Genomic DNA, 19,237 nt, shown 5'->3' with positions numbered 1-19,237 from the left:
GAACTCGTTTCAGGATCCATGGTTTCTGATGTAGCTTGGCTTTAGAGGTGATTGCCTTAGCAATGGTCAAAATGGCTCATTTCACCTTGCGCAAACTGAACGTACTCGCTTCGCTCGCAGACGTTACATTTTGCACGTTATTTATCTTATGTAAAAGAACCGTACTCACAGCGTTCGCCGTAGATAACGTTTTGCACTTCAGTTCCTGAAATTAGTTCTGAATTACGAAGAGAGTTTTCAAAATTGAAGTTCATGATTGTTGTCCGCTCAGATCATTTTTATGGGAAAAGGAAGTTTATCGCGCAGACTCGGTTATGTTTTTCACAAACTTTTAAGTTAGGCTCTAATAAGAGTCGCCTCAACAATGATTATGTATTGAAACTTATGTAACTTATTGCTTATTTTATGTCTGAAAAGGTCAAGCATCGAATTTCAAATTGAACGAGATGCTCCTGAGGTTGTTTTTCATATCGCCGAAAAGACTCGACTTATTAAGTTCGAAGGTTTTGAGGAAACCGATTGAACTCATGTCTAAATAAGACGTTTTAATTGTTTGATATAGAGGCCTTTGAATCATGCGGTAATGCGATATATCGGCTAATTTTAGCTTGTCCTAGATTATTGGGCAGCTCCGGCAGCAGATTGTTTAGCCGTGATTTTAAATACATTAAGTCTGTTTCACCTATGGAGGCATAACCACATTTCTAACGATAACAGTGTAACGAGATACTCTCTGTTCGGCATGTTTTACTGACGTTTTTAGGATTTTAAGCTTACGCCCTATTTCTTGTTCTCCTATTAATTCTTCTAATACCTCAACAAACTCATTTGTAATATAAAGGTGTATCAGCCATGGTCAAAAAATTTGTAGTCATCATCTCTTAGATTTAGCCCGGGCAATGGTATTGATACACGGGCCTTCTAATGGAAAAGGGTTGTTGTTATGTCAGTGCTTTTACAGCTTGAGCAATACCCTCCAGTGTTAGCGGGTACATTCTTTTCTCCATGAGCCCTTCAATTTGCTCAATAGATTGATAATAAGGCCAATAGTCTTTTGGCTGCGGGTTTAGCCAAGCGACTTTGTCGAAATGATCGGTTAGGCGTTGCAACCACACACTGCCTGGTTCTTGATTCCAATGCTCTACGCTCCCACCTGGGTAGGTAATTTCGTACGGGCCCATCGTCGCATCCCCAACAAATATTAAACGGTAATCTTTGCCGAATTTATGAATAAGTTGGTAGGTATCAAGCAGTGAGTCGTTTAATCGCTCATTGTCTTTCCAAACGTGCTCATATACGCAGTTATGAAAATAGAAAAACTCTAAGTGTTTAAACTCGCTGTGAGCTGCGCTAAAAAGCTGTTCACAAATTTGGATGTGATCGTCCATTGAGCCACCGATATCAAACAACATGAGTACGCTGATGGTATTGTGTCTCTGAGGTGCCATTTTAACATCTAACAGACCACCTTGTTTTGCTGTCGCCTCAATAGTGTTGTTAAGGTCAAGCTCCTCACTCTCATGACTGCGAGCAAACTTTCTCAGCTGTTTAATCGCTAGTTTCATATTTCGGCTACTGAGATCTGCATCTTTATCGAGGTTTTTGTATTGCCGTTTGTCCCACACCTTCACGGCTTGTCGATGGCGGCTTTCAGGTTGACCAATACGAACTCCTTCAGGGTTATATCCGTATGCCCCAAACGGAGATGTACCACCTGTGCCGATCCATTTGTTGCCGCCTGCGTGCCGTTTTTGCTGCTCTTCAAGGCGATTCTTAAGTGCTTCCATAAGCTTATCTAAACCACCTAATGCTTTGAGTTTTGCTTTTTCTTCAGCGCTAAGTTGTTTCTCGAATTCTTTTCTCAACCAGTCTGCGGGCAAGGCTTGTTGTTGAAGTGCACTGGCAGGGTCTACTTGCGCAACACCCTCAAAGTACTCAGCAAACGCACGGTCAAATTTATCAAACAAAGTTTCGTCTTTAACAAAGATCACTTTGCAGAGCGTATAAAAATCATCGACGTTACCAAAGCATAGCCCTTTTTCAAGTGCAGCTAGGCAATCCAATAGCTCTCTTAGGCTTGCCTTAATACCGTGTCGTCTCAGAGTAAACAAGAACTCAATGAGCATTATCTTTTACTCATAAAAGCGAGCTTTTCAATTAAGGTGACATCTTGCTCATTTTTCAACAAAGCACCAAATAAAGGCATAAGACCACCTTGGTGTGTCTTATCTTGCAGTGTTGCCGCGTCGATATCTTCGGCAAGGAGTAACTTTAACCAGTCTAATAACTCACTGGTACTGGGCTTTTTCTTAAGGCCTCTTATGTCTCTCAAATTGAAGAATACTTCCAGAGCTTGATTTAACAACGTTGCCTTTATGTCTGGAAAATGCACATCCACAATGGCTTTCATTTCTTCAGCTGATGGAAAGTCGATGTAGTGGAAGAAGCATCTGCGCAAAAACGCGTCTGGCAACTCTTTTTCATTATTTGACGTAATGATGACGATAGGCCGAATATTCGCTTTTACCTGTTGTTGTGTTTCATAAACATGAAATTCCATTTTATCGAGTTCGAGCAGGAGGTCGTTTGGAAATTCAATGTCGGCTTTGTCTATTTCATCTATGAGGAGAACGGGTCGTTTATTTGCCGAAAAGGCCTGCCACAATTTGCCTTTTATTATGTAGTTATTGACATCATGAACACGTTCATCGCCTAACTGGCTATCACGCAGACGCGAGACCGCATCGTATTCATAAAGGCCTTGCTGAGCTTTGGTTGTAGACTTGATGTGCCATTGAATTAATTCTGTGTTTAAACTTTGTGCGAGCTCCTCTGCTAACAAGGTTTTGCCTGTACCTGGTTCACCTTTAATAAGCAGTGGTTTCTCCAAAAGAATGGCGGCATTAACCGCCTGCTGTAGTGCAGCTGTTGCTATATATGTACTTGTGCCTTTGAACATTATTTATTGTGGTCTGAGGAGATCATGATGTCAGTTTGCCACATATCTATTTTCACTATCAAATTTCATTCATCACGCACAAATTGAAATCTAGGCTGTGTTTTACCATCAACAATGACATCTTCAGTAAACATGTTTAGTGGTCTTGCCCAATGGTCATAGTTTCCATATAGAGTTTGATAGATCACAAGGGGTTCTTCGCTTTCACTATGGGTTGCAACAAACAATACTTGGTATTCTTTACCCTTGTAATGACGGTATATCCCTTTTTTAACTTGGTTAGGCATTGTTGAGTCCTTATATGACTGGGTATAATTGGTTTATTCAAAAGCGAGTGTGTATGCTCGTTTATCTATGAAGTAAGGTTTTAATACATGAATTATATTGCGCTTGGCGATTTCAAGAAAGCATGGGTTTTCAGACATAAGGACCTCCCGATCGAAGAGCAGGACTTGGCCCAAATTAAACCCATGACAGCACAGCGTGCGGCTGTTCTTTGGAGTACTATGGTTAGCCGAGAGCAAGATCACCCTGACTTTTTTACACCCACAGATTGGGCTGGTAAAGAAGATAACTGGGAAGAGGTAGTTGATTGGGAAGGGAAGTGGGAGGAAGGGGAGCCACTATTACCTGCAGAGATCACAGAATATTTGCAGTGGGAAGACAATACAACCGTCTATTTTTGTCTGTCGAGGGAGCATGTTATTGAGACACAGTTTGGTGTGTTCAAACGCTGCTGGCAAAACTTCATGTTTTTAGTTGATGGTAGCTTATTACTCGGTAAAAAACGTGATGCAGCTGTACAGTTTTTAGAGTCCGGAGAGGCTAAGCTGGGGCAGCGGCCTAAAGGAAATTAAATCGCCGCCTTGTTATTTTGCTGTATTGGCTGTATTTAGAAGTGATGCCATGATATAAAATCCTCATATAGGAGGGATTTTGGAAGAGTGTAACACTAGCAAGCAACAAACAACGATCTGGCAAGATGAAGCTTCACGGCTTGTCTTCGCAGAGCTTGTAAATGTGTTTTATACAAGAGAAATCAACACTCTGTCCAATGAGTCCGATCCGGGAAGACTAAAAAGATTGCTTGCAAGCTTACCCTACTATGTAGAGCGAGCTGCAACGCACATTGTATTGGGTGAAGTACCATTGCAATTGGACAGCCATAATGGTTGTTGGGTTGCGACCCAGAAAAAAATACCTTCACAAGAACAAGCGGTGGTCCAACGGTATTATCAGCAGCATGCAGAAGTTGGACTTGTTGTTCCTGTGATGCTTACGGTTGAGCATGAAACACGACTCTGCATTGATATGATTGATCAAATAAAGCCTTCGCAAATTCACTGTAATCAGTTTGGATGGTTTGAGCTTGCAGGTCGGGGTGAACAGGATAAAAACTCCACTTTATTGAAGCCAAGTAAAGCTTTAATGACAGCAGCCTGTTGTGGTCACCGTTGGCAATATCATAAAATAGCAACTCCGAGATTACTTGGCCTAAGAGAGATGCTACTAGCTAGCAGCATTAATTGGCGCAATGTAACAAAAAAGAAAATAGTATCAAGTTAACATTCTCGCAATTGGCGACATGACTACAGCGTTTATATATTAAGGTATGTTTTATGCGTTTATTTCAATTAGCGCTGTTTTGCCTATGTGCTTACATTCAATATAAGCTATGGTTTGGCCATCATGGCTTACAAGACTATAGAAGAATAACTGAGACAGTAAGTACTCACCAACAGATGAACGCTGAACTACTCAAAAGAAATAAATTACTGAAAGCGGATATTGAGGATCTCAAGTTGGGCTTGGAAGGTGTTGAAGAGCGCGCGCGCCATGAGTTGGGTATGATCAAACCTGATGAAACTTTTATCCGTGTATTACCAAAGAAACACTATGAATAAAGCAATATCATTAGCGGCAGTAGTCCCTGCGGCCGGTGTAGGTTCCAGAATGGGGCTAAGCCATCCAAAACAATATTTGAAAATCGGCGACAAGACCATTTTAGAGCATACATTAAGCAAGTTGTCGCAAGTTGAAATTATTAATCAAATATATGTTGCTGTTAGTGACGAAGATGGTTATTTCGAGAATTTAAATTTGGCTGATTTGAATGTTACTCGAGTATCTGGGGGGAAAGAGCGCGCAGATTCGGTGCTCAATGCCCTCAAATCAATGCAAAGCAACCCTCCTGAGTGGGTATTGGTGCATGATGCGGCCAGACCTCTTGTTGATGTTACTGATATCGACAACTTGCTTACTAGCTGCATTAAAGCGGGTGAAGGTGGCATATTAGCCTGTCGGGTTAAGGACACAATTAAAAAAGGTAACACGCACAGTGAATGCACGGTGCCAAGAGATCAACTATGGCAAGCCTTAACACCCCAATTATTTCCCTATCAGGCACTGTTGCAGTCGTTGGAAGGTGCACTGGAAGAAGGTGCGTTGATAACTGATGAAGCGTCAGCAATGGAAAGAGCAAATCAGCCAGTCCAGTTAGTTTCCGGTCGCTCCGACAATATAAAAATTACCACTCCAGAAGATCATGCGCTGGCATGTTTCTTAATGGAACAACAGCAAAAGAGTATTTAGTATGTTTAGAATTGGTCATGGCTTTGATGTACACAAATTTGGCGGCCAGGGGCCTCTGGTTATTTGTGGTGAAAAAATAGAATTTGAGCAGGGCTTTATAGCACACTCCGATGGCGATGTAGCAGTACATGCCCTGTGTGACGCGTTATTGGGAGCATTGGCCCTTGGTGATATCGGTAAACATTTTCCCGATACCGACAATGAGTTTGAAAATATCGATAGCCGTATTCTGTTACGCAGAGTGATTGAGCAAGTGGCGGCTAAAGGTTATAAAGTAGGGAATTTGGATGTAACAATTGTTGCTCAGGCGCCAAAAATGCGACCGCATATTGATGCTATGAGAGCCAATTTAGCATCAGATTGTCAAATCGAATTAGAACAAGTCAATGTCAAGGCAACCACTACTGAAAAACTAGGCTTTGAGGGTCGCAAAGAAGGCATTTCGAGCCACGCCGTTGTATTACTTTTTAAGGTGTAGATAAGTGCTTGATGTTATTGCTTCTTTGAACTACCTCTACGGTAAGCCGCAAGCTCAAGGTGACTTCAAACAAAATCCAGAAGATTTTGTCGTAGAAGAAGTACTTGATATAGAGTTTACAGGAGAGGGCGAGCACGTGTGCTTGCAAGTTATAAAACGCGGTGAAAATACAGCTTACCTAGCTAAGCAAATCGCTAAGTTTGCAGGCGTTGCGCCACGGGATGTCAGTTATGCTGGGCTAAAAGATCGTCATGGTGTTTGCACACAGTGGTTTAGTGTTCCTGTGCCTATTAAAAAGCATATAGACTTTTCGCAGTTAAACTCCGATTCCATGGTGGTCATCAATCAAATACGACACAATCGGAAATTGAAGACGGGTTGCCACAAAGGTAACCAGTTCGTGATCACCTTACGAAACGTCACCAATCATTTAGACGTATTATCTCGCATCAATGCGGTTAGGCAAGGTGTGCCAAATTATTTTGCCGAGCAACGCTTTGGCCATGATGGTCATAATTTGACTATGGCTGAGCGCCTTTTTGCTGGTGAGCATATTAGAGATAAAAAACTGCGTGGTATTGTTATTTCCGCTGCTAGGTCATACATTTTTAATCAGATTGTCTCTAACAGAGTCAAAGAGCATGGCCTTGCTAAGACTTGGCATAGAGAAGTTTTCTTACTTTCTGGAAGCAATGCTTTTTTTGAAGACGATTTAAATGACGAGATCGTGGAGCGATTGAGCCAAGGCGATATTTTATTGTCTGCGCCGTTAGTTGGAAAAGGCGAAAAAGGGCTCACGGAGATTGAGCGAGTTTGGCTAGAAGAGTTTGCAGATTGGCATCAAGGCCTGGCGTCACTTGGCTTGAAAAATGAACGTCGGAGCTTGAGAGTCGTACCAAAAGATCTGCAAGTTAAAACAATCGATACCAAGACACTGCAATTGAGCTTTGAGTTACCAAAAGGGTGTTATGCTACATCGGTACTCAGGGAGCTTATCGAACACAAAGACGTAAGTTTGATTGAGAAGCCACAGAATGGAGAACTAGAAACGTGAAAATACTGCTGAGCAATGATGATGGCGTAAGTGCTAAAGGCATTGAGATGCTTTTCAGAGCATTAAGTGAACTTGCGGAAGTAACCGTAGTGGCACCTGATCGAAACTGCAGTGGTGCAAGTAATTCGCTGACTCTTTTGAATCCGTTACGAACAACGACATTAGACAATGGTTTTATTTCAGTGAATGGTACGCCAACAGATTGTGTTCACTTGGGTGTCAATCAGTTACTTAAAGATCCACCAGATCTTGTCGTAGCAGGTATTAACAATGGGGCAAACTTAGGAGACGACACCTTGTATTCAGGAACTGTTGCCGCTGCCGCCGAAGGGCGACACTTAGGTTTACCTGCGATTGCTGTATCCCTTTGCTCAAAACAGGAAGCCCACTACGAAACAGCAGCAGCTGTGACCCTGAAGATTATTAAAGCACTGGATAGTCACCCTTTACCCAAGGATCAAATCATTAATATCAACGTACCAGATATTCCTTTGTCTGAACTGAAAGGGTTTAAAGTGACGCGTTTAGGCTCACGACACAAGGCTGATACAATGACTAAACAAAGAGATCCGTGGAACCGAGATATTTATTGGTATGGAACACTTGGAACTGAAAGTGATGCCGGTGAGGGGACTGATTTTCATGCTGTTAAACAAGGGTATGCAGCGATAACACCTTTGACGGTCGATATGACGGCACATGAGAGTCTTGAACGCCTAGCAACTTGGCTGTCTTCTCAGGAGTAACTGTTTTGCTGAATAACTATCAACGCAGTGCCAGTAAGCTCATTGAAAGCTTGAGATCGCAAGGTATACAAGATGAAGCGGTTTTAAACATCATGGCCAATACTCCTAGGCATATATTTATCGACGATGTGCTAAAGCATAAATCGTACGAAAATACAGCACTACCGATAGGGCAAGGGCAGACTATTTCTCAGCCCTACATAGTAGCAAAAATGACGGAAGTATTACGTCAACTCGGTATCCAAGATAAAATTCTCGAAGTTGGGACTGGATCTGGCTATCAAACGGCGATTCTTGCACAGCTGTTTGACACTGTGTGCAGTATAGAGAGAATTAAAGCGTTACAGTGGCAGGCGAAAAGACGCCTTCATCAGCTAGATTTGTACAATGTTTCTATGAAACATGGGGACGGCTGGCAGGGGTGGGAGTCTAAGGCGCCTTTCAGCGGTATTATTGTTACTGCGGCTGCAGCGGTCGTTCCTGAGCCTCTGCTAGCACAACTTGCAGATGGCGGTGCGATGGTTATTCCGCTGGGAGTTGAAGAACAAGTGCTAACCTTATTTACGAAGCAAGAAGGTCAAATAACGCGTCAGGCAATCGCTCCAGTTAGGTTTGTTCCGCTTGTTGCTGGACCGATTACGTAAATAAATGAGGAAAATTATTGGTAACCCTGATAAATTGATTTTTATTAGTACTTTTAAGTACACATGCATGTAAATAATGGAATTTAATGGGATGTGGGTGAGACGTTCGAACTTTTTAATAGTAGGTCTACTTTGTAGTTCACTCGTAGCTTGTTCATCTGTTCATACGCCTGCACCAGTAGTCAACCTGAGTAAAGGTAAGACCACATCGTCAAAAAAAATTCATATCAAAAATAATCGCTATAAGGTGAAAAAAGGTGATACATTATTTTCCATTGCATTTAGTGCAAATAAAGATGTTAGATCAGTTGCCAAAATCAACAAAATTAAGCCTCCCTACACCATTTATCCTGGTCAAACTATTTTACTAACCTATCCTAAAAAATCTAACAAAACGGCTAAAAAACCACCGCAAAAAACCAAAAAATATACAACTAATAAACCTTTAAATAACAAACCCTCAAAAAAAGAGCTTGATCCCCCTAAGCAACGAGAGTATGTTCAAAGTCAAGCCAGTAAAAAAACCAATGACACCAATGCTTTGTTGAATAAAAAGGTACGGTGGAATTGGCCCGCAGTAGGTAAAGTGACAAGACGCTTTTCTATTAAAGAAAATGGCTACAAGGGAATACAGATCACAAACAAAACAGGGACATCGATAAAAGCTGCGGCAAGTGGCATTGTTGTTTATGCAGGGAGTGCATTACGAGGTTATGGCAATTTAATTATCTTGAAACACACAGATGATTATCTTAGTGCCTATGCCCACAATTCCAAATTGCTAGTAAGAGAACAGCAGCAGGTTAAAGTGGGGCAGAAGATTGCCGAAATGGGGAGTTCGGATGCAAGCTCGGTAGCTTTGAGGTTTGAAGTAAGGTACAGAGGAAAATCCGTAGACCCAATAAGGTATCTGCCTAAAAAATAGCGTATCGACGTATTGATGGAACACTATCACTTATTCGCTTGGGAGGATGCTTATGGCTCAAACAGCAAAACAGAAAAGTAAAGTGAACCCGGAATTAGACGATAAGTTTGACGGGGATAATGAAGATGGTCCAAATGAAGAACTTTTGGAAGATATCGATAGTGAAGAAGAGATATTTGCCAAAGATGATTCAGTTAAGAACTTAGATGCAACTCAGCTATATCTCGGAGAGATTGGTTTTTCACCGCTGCTTAGTGCTGAAGAAGAAGTATATTTTGCGAGAAAGGCCCTTAAGGGCTGTGAAGCTTCTCGTAAGAGAATGATTGAAAGTAACTTAAGATTGGTTGTGAAGATTGCTCGTCGTTACAACAACCGCGGTCTTGCATTGCTTGACTTAATTGAAGAAGGTAATTTAGGCCTGATAAGAGCTGTGGAAAAATTTGATCCTGAAAGGGGTTTTAGATTTTCTACCTACGCGACTTGGTGGATTAGACAAACCATTGAACGCGCGATCATGAACCAAACCCGCACTATTCGCCTACCAATTCATGTTGTCAAAGAATTGAACGTATATTTGAGAACAGCAAGAGAGCTTACTCAAAAGCTTGATCACGAACCAACAGCTGAAGAGATAGCTGAGTGCCTTGACAGACCCGTTGAGGATGTCAGTAAAATGCTGCGCTTAAATGAAAAAATCACGTCCGTGGATACGCCAATTGGCGGTGATAATGATAAGGCACTTTTAGATATTATCGCGGATGAAAGGGGCTATGAACCTGAAAGTGAAGTGCAGAATAAAGATATTAATCGACATATTGTTGATTGGCTTGGGGAGCTTAATCCAAAGCAGCGTGAAGTGCTTGCTCGTCGTTTTGGTTTATTGGGCTATGAACCATCAACGCTTGAAGACGTTGGCCGGGAAATTGGCTTAACTCGTGAGCGGGTAAGACAGATCCAAGTGGAAGCATTGCGTCGGCTTAAAGATATTTTGCAACATGAAGGGCTAAGTACAGATAGCCTGTTTGAGCAATTGTAATATTAGATACCATTATTAAAAATTTGATTTAAAAATACACAACAACGTAAAGACCACGTCTCTGTGTGCTTAATATTGGGTATTAATTGCAATTCGTAAAACTTACTTGTGAAGTTTGATAATAAAAAACCACGCTAGATAGCGTGGTTTTTTATTGAACTTATAAACAAAATTTAAAGAGTTTCAATCTTTGTCTTTTGCTCAAGTAGTTTTGCTTTTGCATCACTAAACTCAGCGAGTTTTGCTTTTTCTTTTTCAAGTACTGCGGCAGGTGCATTGTTAACAAACTTCTCGTTTGCTAATTTTTTCTCTACTTGTGATAAGCCTTTTTCTGCTTTTTCAAGCTGCTTGGCAATACGAGCTAATTCAGCTTCCACGTCAATCAGACCCGCCATTGGGATCATAATTTCTAGATCACCAATAAACGCGGTTGCTGATGCTGGCGCATCATCTTTGCTTGCTAGTACAGTAAACTCTTCTAACTTTGCCAGTGAACTCAAGAATGCTTGGTTTTCATCTAGACGACGCTGATCTTGTTCGCTTACATTTGCTAATAGCACACTTAGAGGCTTGTTTGGACTGATGTCCATTTCACCGCGGATATTACGGATAGCAAGGATAAACTGTTTAACCCATTCAAGGTCGGCCATAGCCTGTTCATCAACGGTGTTGGCATCAAATTCAGGGAATGCTTGAAGCATAATTGTATTGGCTTCAATGCCTGCCAGTGGGGCAACACGTTTCCAGATTGTTTCTGTAATGTATGGCATTAATGGGTGCATTAAGCGCAGTAGGCCTTCCAATACGGTGATCAAAGTGTGACGAGTGCCACGCTGTTGCTCTTCATTGCCTTTGAATAGTACCGGTTTTGTTAGCTCTAGATACCAGTCACAGAACTGGTTCCAAGTGAACTCATAAATAGTAGTAGAAGCCAAATCGAAACGGTAATTATCCAGGTGTTCAGTAAAAGTTTGAACAGTATTTTGGAATTGACCTAGGATCCAACGATCTGCAAGCGAGTATTGCTTTGGTGCATCATTAAAACCACAATCCTGCTCTTCGGTATTCATCAGTACATAGCGGCTTGCATTCCACAACTTATTACAGAAATTGCGGTAGCCTTCTAAACGGTTCATATCCCAGTTGATATCTCGACCAGTAGACGCCATTGCAGCAAGCGTAAAACGTAATGCATCTGTACCATGCGCTTCTATACCATCAGCAAAGGTTTTACGTGTATTTTTCTCGATCTTCTTCGCTAATTGAGGTTGCATCATGTTACCAGTGCGTTTGGTAACCAAGCTTTCAAGATCAATACCGTCAATCATATCAAGAGGATCTAGTACGTTACCTTTTGACTTTGACATTTTATCGCCGTTCTCATCACGGATAAGGCCAGTAACGTAAACAGTTTTGAATGGTACTTGTGGCGTACCGTCGTCATTCTTCACGAAGTGCATAGTCATCATGATCATGCGGGCAACCCAGAAGAAAATGATGTCAAAACCAGTTACTAGTACGTCAGATGGATGGAAGACTTTAAGGTCTTCGGTATTTTCTGGCCAGCCCTGCGTTGAGAATGTCCAAAGGGCAGAAGAGAACCAAGTATCCAATACATCGTCGTCCTGAGATAGGGTAACGTCATCAGCTAGGTTATTTTCTTTGCGTACTTCGGCTTCATCACGGCCTACGTATACATTACCCTCTGCATCGTACCAAGCAGGGATCCTGTGACCCCACCAAAGTTGGCGAGATATACACCAATCTTGAATGTCACGCATCCAAGAGAAGTACATGTTTTCATACTGTTTAGGTACAAATTGAATATCACCGTCTTCAACGGCTTTAATTGCAGGCTCTGCAAGTGGCGCAACACGAACATACCACTGGTCAGTTAATAGTGGCTCAATAACGACACCTGAACGGTCGCCATAAGGCACTGTTAAACTGTGATCGTCAATTTTTTCTAATAGACCTGCTTGCTCAAACTCTTCGATGATCAGCTTTCTTGCATCGAAACGGTCTAGGCCGTGGAAACGTTCAGGAATTGGCGCATCTAGAGAAAGCTCTTTGCCATCAAAAGTATAGCTTTCGCCCTGTGCAAGGACTGCTGCATCTTTATTGAAGACGTTGATCATTGGAAGCTGGTGGCGCTTGCCAACTTCGTTGTCGTTAAAGTCGTGTGCTGGCGTGATCTTTACACAACCAGTGCCTTTTTCCATATCTGCATGCTCATCTGCAACAATTGGAATGCGGCGATTAACGATAGGCAATAAAATCTCTTTGCCAATTAAGTCTTGATAGCGTTCATCTTCAGGGTTAACTGCGACACCTGTATCGCCTAGCATGGTTTCTGGTCGTGTGGTTGCTACGATAATGTAGTCTTTGCCATCTTTCGTTTTTATACCATCAGCTAGCGGGTAGCGAAGATTCCACATGTGACCTTGTTTGTCTTTATTTTCGACTTCAAGGTCAGAAATCGCTGTATGTAGTTTTGGATCCCAGTTAACAAGGCGCTTTCCGCGGTAAATTAGGTCTTCTTTGTATAATCGAACAAAAACTTCTTTAACTGCTTCAGACAAGCCTTCATCCATGGTGAAACGCTCACGTTCCCAATCCACAGAAGCACCCAAACGACGCAACTGTTTAGTGATGGTGCCGCCAGACTCATTTTTCCATTTCCAGATACGATCTATAAATTCTTCACGGCCAAGGTCATGCCTTGTTTTACCTTCTTCAGCTGCCAGTTTACGCTCAACAACCATTTGCGTTGCAATACCAGCGTGATCGGTACCCACTTGCCATAAAGTATTTTTCCCCTTCATACGCTGATAACGCGTTAAGGTGTCCATTATGGTATCTTGGAACGCATGGCCCATGTGTAGGCTACCCGTGACGTTTGGCGGCGGGATCATGATTGAGTATGCGTCGCCTTCCCCTGAAGGCTTAAAGTAGCCGTTTTCTTCCCAGTCTTGGTATAAAGACTGTTCAATATCTTGTGGGTTATAGGTTTTATCCATTACACAGAACCTTTAAAAATACTTTAGTTATCAATTTCTTTTGTTGAAATATTTGCGCCAATGGTGCGCAGCTGTTTGAACCTTTCCCGGGCAGCCTGTTTGGCCATCGGCTCGACAGGGACAAAGTCGTATACTTGCTCAAATCGTCGGATAAAATCCGGGATATGTGTGGCAAGATTAATGAGTATCGCACGTCGCCCTACAGGGGGCATCTGGCCAATTTCTACAGGAGCGCCACCTTTAGGGCCTTCTCCTTGTAGGTTGTGTGGTACGAAACTATCAGCGTCGAACTGCCACAAATGTTCGTCAATTGCATGGGCGTCTTCTACCGTATCTACGTAAATGAAAACACGTTGCCCTGCACGGTACAGTTTTGCAGCACTTCGCGCTGCAAGATCAAAATGAGCCGGGATTTGCGTACTAGGCTCTTGATCATGCTTTAACACCAAAAAGTGTGCGTTGATTGACATGGCATGTGACTTATCTTCAGTACTGATTGAGATACACAGAGTAAAAATACTTTGTGTCTGATCAGCGTTCAAAATAAAGCCGCATTCTGACACAGAATACGGCTCTCATCAATCTACAGTAGACTTTGAAGTGAGTTATTTAACACAGCTTCAAAAATCTATACATATTTGCATAAGGTGTTTAATCTTGCAGCCCTTCGGTCAAATTTGCTCGATTAAGTAAATATTGCATGAGCATTGGTACAGGTCGTCCAGTTGCGCCTTTATTAGCGCCACTTCTCCAAGCAGTACCTGCTACATCAATATGTGCCCAATTGTACTTTTTGGTGAACTTCGATAAGAAGCAAGCTGCTGTGATGGTGCCAGCAGGGCGTCCACCTAAATTGGTGAAATCTGCAAATGGGCTTTTCAGTTGCTCTTGATAGTCATCCCACAGAGGTAGTTGCCATGCCCTATCACCACTTTGCTCAGATGCTTTTAATAAATCATGTGCAAGTGGGTTATGATTCGATAACAACCCTGATGCATGATGACCAAGTGCGATAATGCAGGCTCCAGTCAGAGTTGCGACATCAACGACAGTATCTGGTTCGAACGCTTCAACGTATGTTAATGCATCACATAATACTAAGCGGCCCTCAGCATCGGTGTTTAGAACTTCTACCGTTTGTCCAGACATGGTGGTGAGAATATCGCCAGGTCGGTATGCTCGGCTGCTAGGCATATTTTCACAGCCAGCTAATACACCGATCACGTTAAGAGGTAGCTGCATTTCAACAACCGCACGCATTAAGCCCAACACGCCCGCTGCGCCGCCCATATCGTACTTCATTTCATCCATGCCTTCGCCTGGTTTGATCGAAATACCACCTGAGTCGAAAGTTAGACCCTTACCAACAAAGACAATTGGAGCTTGTTTATCCGAAGCGCCGTTGTAGTGGATCACTGACATGACAGACTCGTTGTCACTGCCTCTTCCCACTGCTAAGTATGAGTGCATACCTAGCTCTTCCATTTCTTTTTCGCCAACTAAATTGACCTTAACATTGTCAAACTCTTTGGCTAGTAACTCCGCTTGCTCACCTAAGTAGCGAGGATTACAAATATTAGGCGGCATGTTGGCAACGTCTTTACACAGTTTAGCACCTGCGGCAATTGCTAAGCCGTGTTCAATGGCGTTTTCGCCAATTGTTAACTCTCTGCGAGTAGGGACATTGAAGACGATTTTACGCAGTGGTCGTCTCGCTTCGCTCTTTTTACTCTTTAGTTGATTAAAGGTGTATAAGCAGTCTTGTGTGGTTTCAACTGCTTGTCTTACCTTCCAATATGTATCTCGACCTTTAACATGTTGCTCAGTTAAAAAGCATACAGCTTCCATCGAGCCGGTCTCATTTAAGGTATTGATGGTTTTTGAAATAATTTGTTTGTACTGCTTGTCGTCGAGCTCTCGCTCTTTACCACAACCAACTAATAAAACGCGTTCACTCAATACATTTGGTACATGGTGTAACAACAGTACTTGCCCTGGTTTACCTTCTAGGTCACCACGGCGCAATAAATTGGAAATATAGCCTTCGCTGATTTTATCCAGCTGCTCACCAACCGGCGATAAACGTCGTGGCTCATACACCCCAACAACAATACAAGCACTGCGTTGCTTTTCTGGACTACCACTTTTAACGCTGAATTCCATTGCGACTCCTAAGTCTAAGTTATGCCATTTCAAACTTTAAATGCCACATTACATCAAGTTAACTAAGTTACTTTAGTGCTGCTGCACTAGTAGGATATTTGATTTTGATGGCATATAATAAAGTGACTAAAATAACCAGTTTACTCAAAATTTCCTACTATTCCAGTGAAATGAGACGTTTTATAGGGGCGAACATTGCTAATTTTTCGATATTTGACTGCTGAAGTTTTAAAATCGCAGGTCGCCGTTTTCCTTACTCTAATGACGATTTTTCTCTCGCAAAAATTTGTCAAAATTTTAGCCGAAGCTTCAGGTGGAGGAATACCAGGAAAACTCGTGTTGTCATTTTTAGCGCTTAATTTACCCAAATTAGCCGTATATATTCTGCCACTCAGTGTGTTTTTGGGCACTATTTTGGCGTATAGCCGTATTTATGCTGACAGTGAAATGACTGTACTAAAAGCCTGCGGTGTCAGTGAGTGGTATGTTGTTCGTGTAACACTCATCTCGAGTTTTTTTGTCGCATTAATTGCGGGTGCTGTGAGCTTGCATATAGCGCCTTGGGCTGGGGAAAAGCAAAACCAACTGAGAGAGCAAGCCAATGCAGAGTCCGGGTTAACTCAATTGCGAGCAGGGCGGTTTCAGCAAACAGGTAATGAGAAAGCTGTTGTATTTATTCACAATACCAGTGAGCAAGGCTCTGTGTTAAATAAGGTGTTTGTGGCGCAATTGCCAGAAAAAGAATCGAATAATGCGGCGCGGATCGTCTATGCACAACAAGGTGAAGTGGCAGAAGGTGAGTCCGGAGAGCAGCAGCTGATTTTGAAAGATGGCAAGCGCTATGAAACCGATGGATTTAGTCAAGCGTTGAACAAAACCGAATTCGGCAGTTATCAAGTTCAGATCCAAGAGCAAGAAATTGAACGTCGAAGACGAGAGTTAGAAGACTTACCTTCAAGTAGGTTGTTAGAATTAAATACGCCCGAAGCTGCTGCACAATTTCAATTGCGGATCGCAACACCTATCTCAATCATTCTTTTAACACTGCTAGCAGTGCCTTTGAGCGTGGTTAACCCTAGGCAGGGAAAATTTGCAAAACTGGTTCCCGCAATAGGTATATATTTGGGGTATTTTATTTTGCTCAATGCCGGTAAATATCTTGTGGCTGAAGGTAAAATTCCGCCTTCTGTTGGATTGTGGTGGATCCACTTATCGGTGTTATTTATAGGGGCTTATCTGATAGTGAAAGGGCGACCTTTTGGCGTGTGGCTGAGATCTATCCTTAAAAATAAGGAGGCAGCGGCATGATGAAAATGCTTGATTGGTATTTGGGCCGTAGTATTTTACAAACTACCAGTTTTGCTTTGTTGGTGTTTGTGGGGATCAATACCTTAATCAAATTTATTGAACAGCTGCGCTCTGTGGGACGCGGCACTTATGAAGTATCGGATGCATTACTATTCACGTTATACAGTGTGCCAAGCGATATTGTGGTGTTTTTTCCGATGGCTGCCTTGATCGGCGGATTAACAGGATTGGGTGCTTTGGCCTCCAGCAGTGAGTTAGTGGTTATGCAAGCCGCTGGTATGTCGAGATTGCAAATCATAGGCTCTGTTATGAAAACCGCTATTATTTTGGCGATATGCATGATGGCACTTGGCGAATGGGGAGCTCCTGAGGCGGAGCGCACAGCCAAACAGCTACGTAATCAAGCTATATACGGCGGAGATGTCTACGATGCACAAAAAGGGCTGTGGGCCAAAGATGGCAATAATTTTATCAATATTGCGAATGTTGAAAAGTCAGGTGAACTGACAGACATCAATATATATCACTTTGAGGATGATCTAACCTTAGGCCAAATTACAAGGGCGCAATCAGCGATGACTACCGAGCAAGGTTGGGAGCTCAAAGCAGTAGAAGAGATCCATATCACTGAGCAGCAAGTGAGTACCTATTATGCACAATCAAAGGTCTATGACTCGCAGCTCACAATAGACAGGTTAGGGGTATCTTCATTTGAACCTGAGTCTTTGTCATTCAGCGGACTCGTATCTTATCTAAATTATCTGGAACAAAACGAGCAAGATACCAGTAATTATGAGCTGGCTTTATGGCGTAAGGTGATGCAACCAGTCACGATAGCTGTCATGTTGCTAGTTGCGCTGTCTTTTATTTTTGGTCCTCTACGTTCAGTAAGTATGGGGGCGAGGATTATTATGGGTGTAGTCACGGGCCTAACCTTCCATCTTAGCAATGAAGTGTTTGGCCCCATTGTCATGGTATATCAGATCCCACCTTTAGTTGGTGCAGTAATGCCGAGTATCATTTTTACTTTGCTAGCGATGTACTTTTTACAAAGAAGACAATAAAAAAGGCGCCGAAGGCGCCTTTTTTACGATAGTTAATCTAAGCTATCGTACACTTTTTTATTCTCTTCTTTGCTGAGCAACAATACTTCGCTGCCACTCAACATATCTTGAAGAGCTCGTTTGTGTTTCCGGTCTATTAATACGAGTAAATTTCCTAACCCCAATAGGGCAGCTAAACTGCGCGCAATGGCTTGAGGCCAAGTGAGTAATTGGCCTTCGGTGCTCTGGACTTTTAAGCGCCATGCTCGCATTCCGATTGTCTGTCCACTTTTAGTCCAAAAGTAAGCAAAAAAGGCAACAGAGACCAATACCAACAACACTGTACGGCTGTAGTATAGCGTAGGTGTTGCTTGAATGAGAGCGGAGACATCCTCATGGCCTTCAAGGGTGTACCAGCCCATAGAAAGCATGCCTTGTACCAAGCCTAAGAAAACAATTGTCGTGAGCATCGCAAAGGCTACGACGACTAATGCATCGTATATTAATGATGCAACCCTTCTAATAAAACCTGCGCGGGGAAATGATGACATGTAAAAACCCATATAAAACGATATGACAATATTCTACACACAATATAGGCGCTTATTTATCAAACCTCGATATTTTATGATTTTGGTCAAATACTCAGCACTTGAACACATTAATTAAAAAAACTGCTTGCGGGGCTGTCACATATTTGTATAATGCAGGGCATAGAGACGAGGGCAAATAAAAAAAGCCTAAGCTCAAAGTGGTTTTTCTTTATCTTCTCGAAGTTAGAAGATTAAAGAAAAATGATGCCAGTGTGATGGAATTGGTAGACATGACGGATTCAAAATCCGTTGCCTTCGGGCGTGGCGGTTCAAGTCCGCCCACTGGTACCACTTTTTATAGCCCCAGAATGATTTCTGGGGCTTTTTTATTTCTGCTTTTATCCTACTTTCTGATTTCTTGTGCGAATAGCACCCGGTTTCTATTTTCAGACAAACGAATTCTAATCTGCGGCGTATGTAGAGGTATTACTTGTGGAGTTTTGCTGGGGCCTTATACACGTTAAGTAGGTAGCTTTTCTCTTTTGGTGAGAGTTTTAATCCTTCCAATATTTCCATATCTATATTGACGGGTTCGTCATGTTTTATCATATAAATAATAGAGTCAGCTAGGCGCACTTTATTGCGAGTCGACATTTGAATATAGACAATGTAAATCGCGGCTAGCACAATTGGTATTAATAAAACGAATATTGTAATGAAAATTTCCATTTTGACT

20 protein-coding genes and 1 tRNA gene are annotated in these 19,237 nt (G+C 42.2%); 13 read left to right on the top strand and 8 right to left on the bottom strand.

Features of this window, described 5'->3' with window-relative positions:
• Positions 1-941: 941 nt before the first annotated feature.
• From N483_RS01930 to N483_RS01920, 3 genes are all read right to left on the bottom strand, one after another.
• A complete protein-coding gene (locus tag N483_RS01930; protein ID WP_023399446.1) occupies positions 942-2,126 on the bottom strand; it encodes a vWA domain-containing protein in 1,185 nt (394 codons plus the stop codon).
• A complete protein-coding gene (locus N483_RS01925) occupies positions 2,126-2,959 on the bottom strand; it encodes an AAA family ATPase (RefSeq protein WP_023399447.1) in 834 nt (277 codons plus the stop codon). The genes N483_RS01930 and N483_RS01925 overlap by 1 nt, the downstream gene beginning before the upstream one ends.
• A 65-nt stretch (positions 2,960-3,024) precedes the next feature.
• Positions 3,025-3,246, bottom strand: a complete 222-nt coding sequence (locus tag N483_RS01920) for a DUF1653 domain-containing protein (RefSeq protein WP_023399448.1) — start codon at positions 3,244-3,246, stop codon at positions 3,025-3,027.
• A gap of 87 nt (positions 3,247-3,333) precedes the next feature.
• On the opposite strand from N483_RS01920, the gene N483_RS01915 reads away from it, so the two are divergent.
• The 10 genes from N483_RS01915 to rpoS all read left to right on the top strand — a co-directional run bounded on the left by N483_RS01915 (position 3,334) and on the right by rpoS (position 10,434).
• Positions 3,334-3,816, top strand: coding sequence for a DUF2947 domain-containing protein (locus tag N483_RS01915; RefSeq protein WP_023399449.1), 483 nt, complete (start codon positions 3,334-3,336; stop codon positions 3,814-3,816).
• Positions 3,817-3,895: 79 nt separating this feature from the next.
• The gene (locus N483_RS01910) at positions 3,896-4,525 is read left to right on the top strand and encodes a hypothetical protein (RefSeq protein ID WP_023399450.1); all 630 of its coding nucleotides are present in this window, start codon (positions 3,896-3,898) and stop codon (positions 4,523-4,525) included.
• 53 nt (positions 4,526-4,578) lie between these two features.
• On the top strand, positions 4,579-4,863 hold the full coding sequence (ftsB, locus tag N483_RS01905) for a cell division protein FtsB (RefSeq protein WP_023399451.1): 285 nt from the start codon (positions 4,579-4,581) through the stop codon (positions 4,861-4,863).
• A complete protein-coding gene (gene ispD / locus N483_RS01900; protein ID WP_023399452.1) occupies positions 4,856-5,551 on the top strand; it encodes a 2-C-methyl-D-erythritol 4-phosphate cytidylyltransferase in 696 nt (231 codons plus the stop codon). The genes ftsB and ispD overlap by 8 nt, the downstream gene beginning before the upstream one ends.
• A 1-nt stretch (position 5,552) precedes the next feature.
• Positions 5,553-6,029 (top strand): 2-C-methyl-D-erythritol 2,4-cyclodiphosphate synthase, encoded by a 477-nt coding sequence (gene ispF, locus N483_RS01895; RefSeq protein WP_023399453.1) that lies wholly within the window; start codon positions 5,553-5,555, stop codon positions 6,027-6,029.
• 16 nt (positions 6,030-6,045) lie between these two features.
• Positions 6,046-7,083 carry a tRNA pseudouridine(13) synthase TruD gene (gene truD / locus N483_RS01890; protein WP_036976323.1) on the top strand — a complete coding sequence of 346 codons (1,038 nt, stop codon included), beginning with the start codon at positions 6,046-6,048 and terminating at the stop codon, positions 7,081-7,083.
• Complete coding sequence (surE, locus tag N483_RS01885) at positions 7,080-7,829, top strand: 5'/3'-nucleotidase SurE (protein WP_023399455.1); 750 nt, start codon at positions 7,080-7,082, stop codon at positions 7,827-7,829. The genes truD and surE overlap by 4 nt, the downstream gene beginning before the upstream one ends.
• A gap of 5 nt (positions 7,830-7,834) precedes the next feature.
• Positions 7,835-8,473: a protein-L-isoaspartate(D-aspartate) O-methyltransferase gene (locus tag N483_RS01880; RefSeq protein WP_023399456.1), complete on the top strand. Its 639-nt coding sequence runs from the start codon at positions 7,835-7,837 to the stop codon at positions 8,471-8,473.
• Positions 8,474-8,570: 97 nt separating this feature from the next.
• Positions 8,571-9,398 carry a peptidoglycan DD-metalloendopeptidase family protein gene (locus N483_RS01875; RefSeq protein WP_036976326.1) on the top strand — a complete coding sequence of 276 codons (828 nt, stop codon included), beginning with the start codon at positions 8,571-8,573 and terminating at the stop codon, positions 9,396-9,398.
• Positions 9,399-9,450: 52 nt separating this feature from the next.
• Positions 9,451-10,434, top strand: a complete 984-nt coding sequence (gene rpoS / locus N483_RS01870) for an RNA polymerase sigma factor RpoS (RefSeq protein WP_023399458.1) — start codon at positions 9,451-9,453, stop codon at positions 10,432-10,434.
• 173 nt (positions 10,435-10,607) lie between these two features.
• Here the strand turns inward: rpoS and N483_RS01865 are convergent, their stop codons facing one another.
• The 3 genes from N483_RS01865 to pepA all read right to left on the bottom strand — a co-directional run bounded on the left by N483_RS01865 (position 10,608) and on the right by pepA (position 15,617).
• A complete protein-coding gene (locus N483_RS01865) occupies positions 10,608-13,454 on the bottom strand; it encodes a valine--tRNA ligase (protein ID WP_023399459.1) in 2,847 nt (948 codons plus the stop codon).
• A gap of 23 nt (positions 13,455-13,477) precedes the next feature.
• Entirely contained in the window at positions 13,478-13,924 is a 447-nt protein-coding gene (locus N483_RS01860; RefSeq protein ID WP_036976329.1) for a DNA polymerase III subunit chi, read from the bottom strand.
• Between the two features lie 181 nt (positions 13,925-14,105).
• Positions 14,106-15,617, bottom strand: a complete 1,512-nt coding sequence (pepA, locus tag N483_RS01855) for a leucyl aminopeptidase (RefSeq protein WP_023399461.1) — start codon at positions 15,615-15,617, stop codon at positions 14,106-14,108.
• Positions 15,618-15,812: 195 nt separating this feature from the next.
• On the opposite strand from pepA, the gene lptF reads away from it, so the two are divergent.
• Together lptF and lptG are read left to right on the top strand one after the other, a co-directional pair.
• Complete coding sequence (gene lptF / locus N483_RS01850) at positions 15,813-16,925, top strand: LPS export ABC transporter permease LptF (RefSeq protein ID WP_023399462.1); 1,113 nt, start codon at positions 15,813-15,815, stop codon at positions 16,923-16,925.
• A complete protein-coding gene (lptG, locus tag N483_RS01845) occupies positions 16,922-17,989 on the top strand; it encodes an LPS export ABC transporter permease LptG (protein WP_023399463.1) in 1,068 nt (355 codons plus the stop codon). The genes lptF and lptG overlap by 4 nt, the downstream gene beginning before the upstream one ends.
• 32 nt (positions 17,990-18,021) lie before the next feature.
• On the opposite strand, the gene N483_RS01840 is transcribed toward lptG, so the two are convergent.
• Positions 18,022-18,519, bottom strand: a complete 498-nt coding sequence (locus tag N483_RS01840; protein ID WP_036976270.1) for an RDD family protein — start codon at positions 18,517-18,519, stop codon at positions 18,022-18,024.
• Between the two features lie 248 nt (positions 18,520-18,767).
• Between N483_RS01840 and N483_RS01835 the strand changes: the two genes are divergently transcribed.
• Positions 18,768-18,852, top strand: a tRNA-Leu gene (locus N483_RS01835).
• Positions 18,853-18,987: 135 nt separating this feature from the next.
• Here N483_RS01835 and N483_RS01830 read toward each other — a convergent pair.
• Positions 18,988-19,230: a hypothetical protein gene (locus N483_RS01830; RefSeq protein ID WP_023399465.1), complete on the bottom strand. Its 243-nt coding sequence runs from the start codon at positions 19,228-19,230 to the stop codon at positions 18,988-18,990.
• Positions 19,231-19,237: the final 7 nt, after the last annotated feature.

The sequence above is a fragment of the Pseudoalteromonas luteoviolacea NCIMB 1944 genome (genome assembly GCF_001625565.1).
Taxonomy (GTDB): Bacteria; Pseudomonadota; Gammaproteobacteria; order Enterobacterales; family Alteromonadaceae; genus Pseudoalteromonas; species Pseudoalteromonas luteoviolacea_F.
This window is presented reverse-complemented; position numbering and strand designations above follow the sequence as displayed.

What these genes read in the sequence shown, in the direction of transcription:
- N483_RS01860 (WP_036976329.1), bottom strand. Translation starts at nt 13,924, where the DNA reads ATGTCAATCAACGCACACTTTTTGGTGTTAAAGCATGATCAAGAGCCT.
- lptG (WP_023399463.1), top strand. Translation starts at nt 16,922, where the DNA reads ATGATGAAAATGCTTGATTGGTATTTGGGCCGTAGTATTTTACAAACT.
- N483_RS01915 (WP_023399449.1), top strand. Translation starts at nt 3,334, where the DNA reads ATGAATTATATTGCGCTTGGCGATTTCAAGAAAGCATGGGTTTTCAGA.
- N483_RS01840 (WP_036976270.1), bottom strand. Translation starts at nt 18,519, where the DNA reads ATGTCATCATTTCCCCGCGCAGGTTTTATTAGAAGGGTTGCATCATTA.
- N483_RS01920 (WP_023399448.1), bottom strand. Translation starts at nt 3,246, where the DNA reads ATGCCTAACCAAGTTAAAAAAGGGATATACCGTCATTACAAGGGTAAA.
- rpoS (WP_023399458.1), top strand. Translation starts at nt 9,451, where the DNA reads ATGGCTCAAACAGCAAAACAGAAAAGTAAAGTGAACCCGGAATTAGAC.
- ftsB (WP_023399451.1), top strand. Translation starts at nt 4,579, where the DNA reads ATGCGTTTATTTCAATTAGCGCTGTTTTGCCTATGTGCTTACATTCAA.
- N483_RS01830 (WP_023399465.1), bottom strand. Translation starts at nt 19,230, where the DNA reads ATGGAAATTTTCATTACAATATTCGTTTTATTAATACCAATTGTGCTA.
- pepA (WP_023399461.1), bottom strand. Translation starts at nt 15,617, where the DNA reads ATGGAATTCAGCGTTAAAAGTGGTAGTCCAGAAAAGCAACGCAGTGCT.
- ispF (WP_023399453.1), top strand. Translation starts at nt 5,553, where the DNA reads ATGTTTAGAATTGGTCATGGCTTTGATGTACACAAATTTGGCGGCCAG.
- N483_RS01865 (WP_023399459.1), bottom strand. Translation starts at nt 13,454, where the DNA reads ATGGATAAAACCTATAACCCACAAGATATTGAACAGTCTTTATACCAA.
- ispD (WP_023399452.1), top strand. Translation starts at nt 4,856, where the DNA reads ATGAATAAAGCAATATCATTAGCGGCAGTAGTCCCTGCGGCCGGTGTA.
- N483_RS01925 (WP_023399447.1), bottom strand. Translation starts at nt 2,959, where the DNA reads ATGTTCAAAGGCACAAGTACATATATAGCAACAGCTGCACTACAGCAG.
- N483_RS01930 (WP_023399446.1), bottom strand. Translation starts at nt 2,126, where the DNA reads ATGCTCATTGAGTTCTTGTTTACTCTGAGACGACACGGTATTAAGGCA.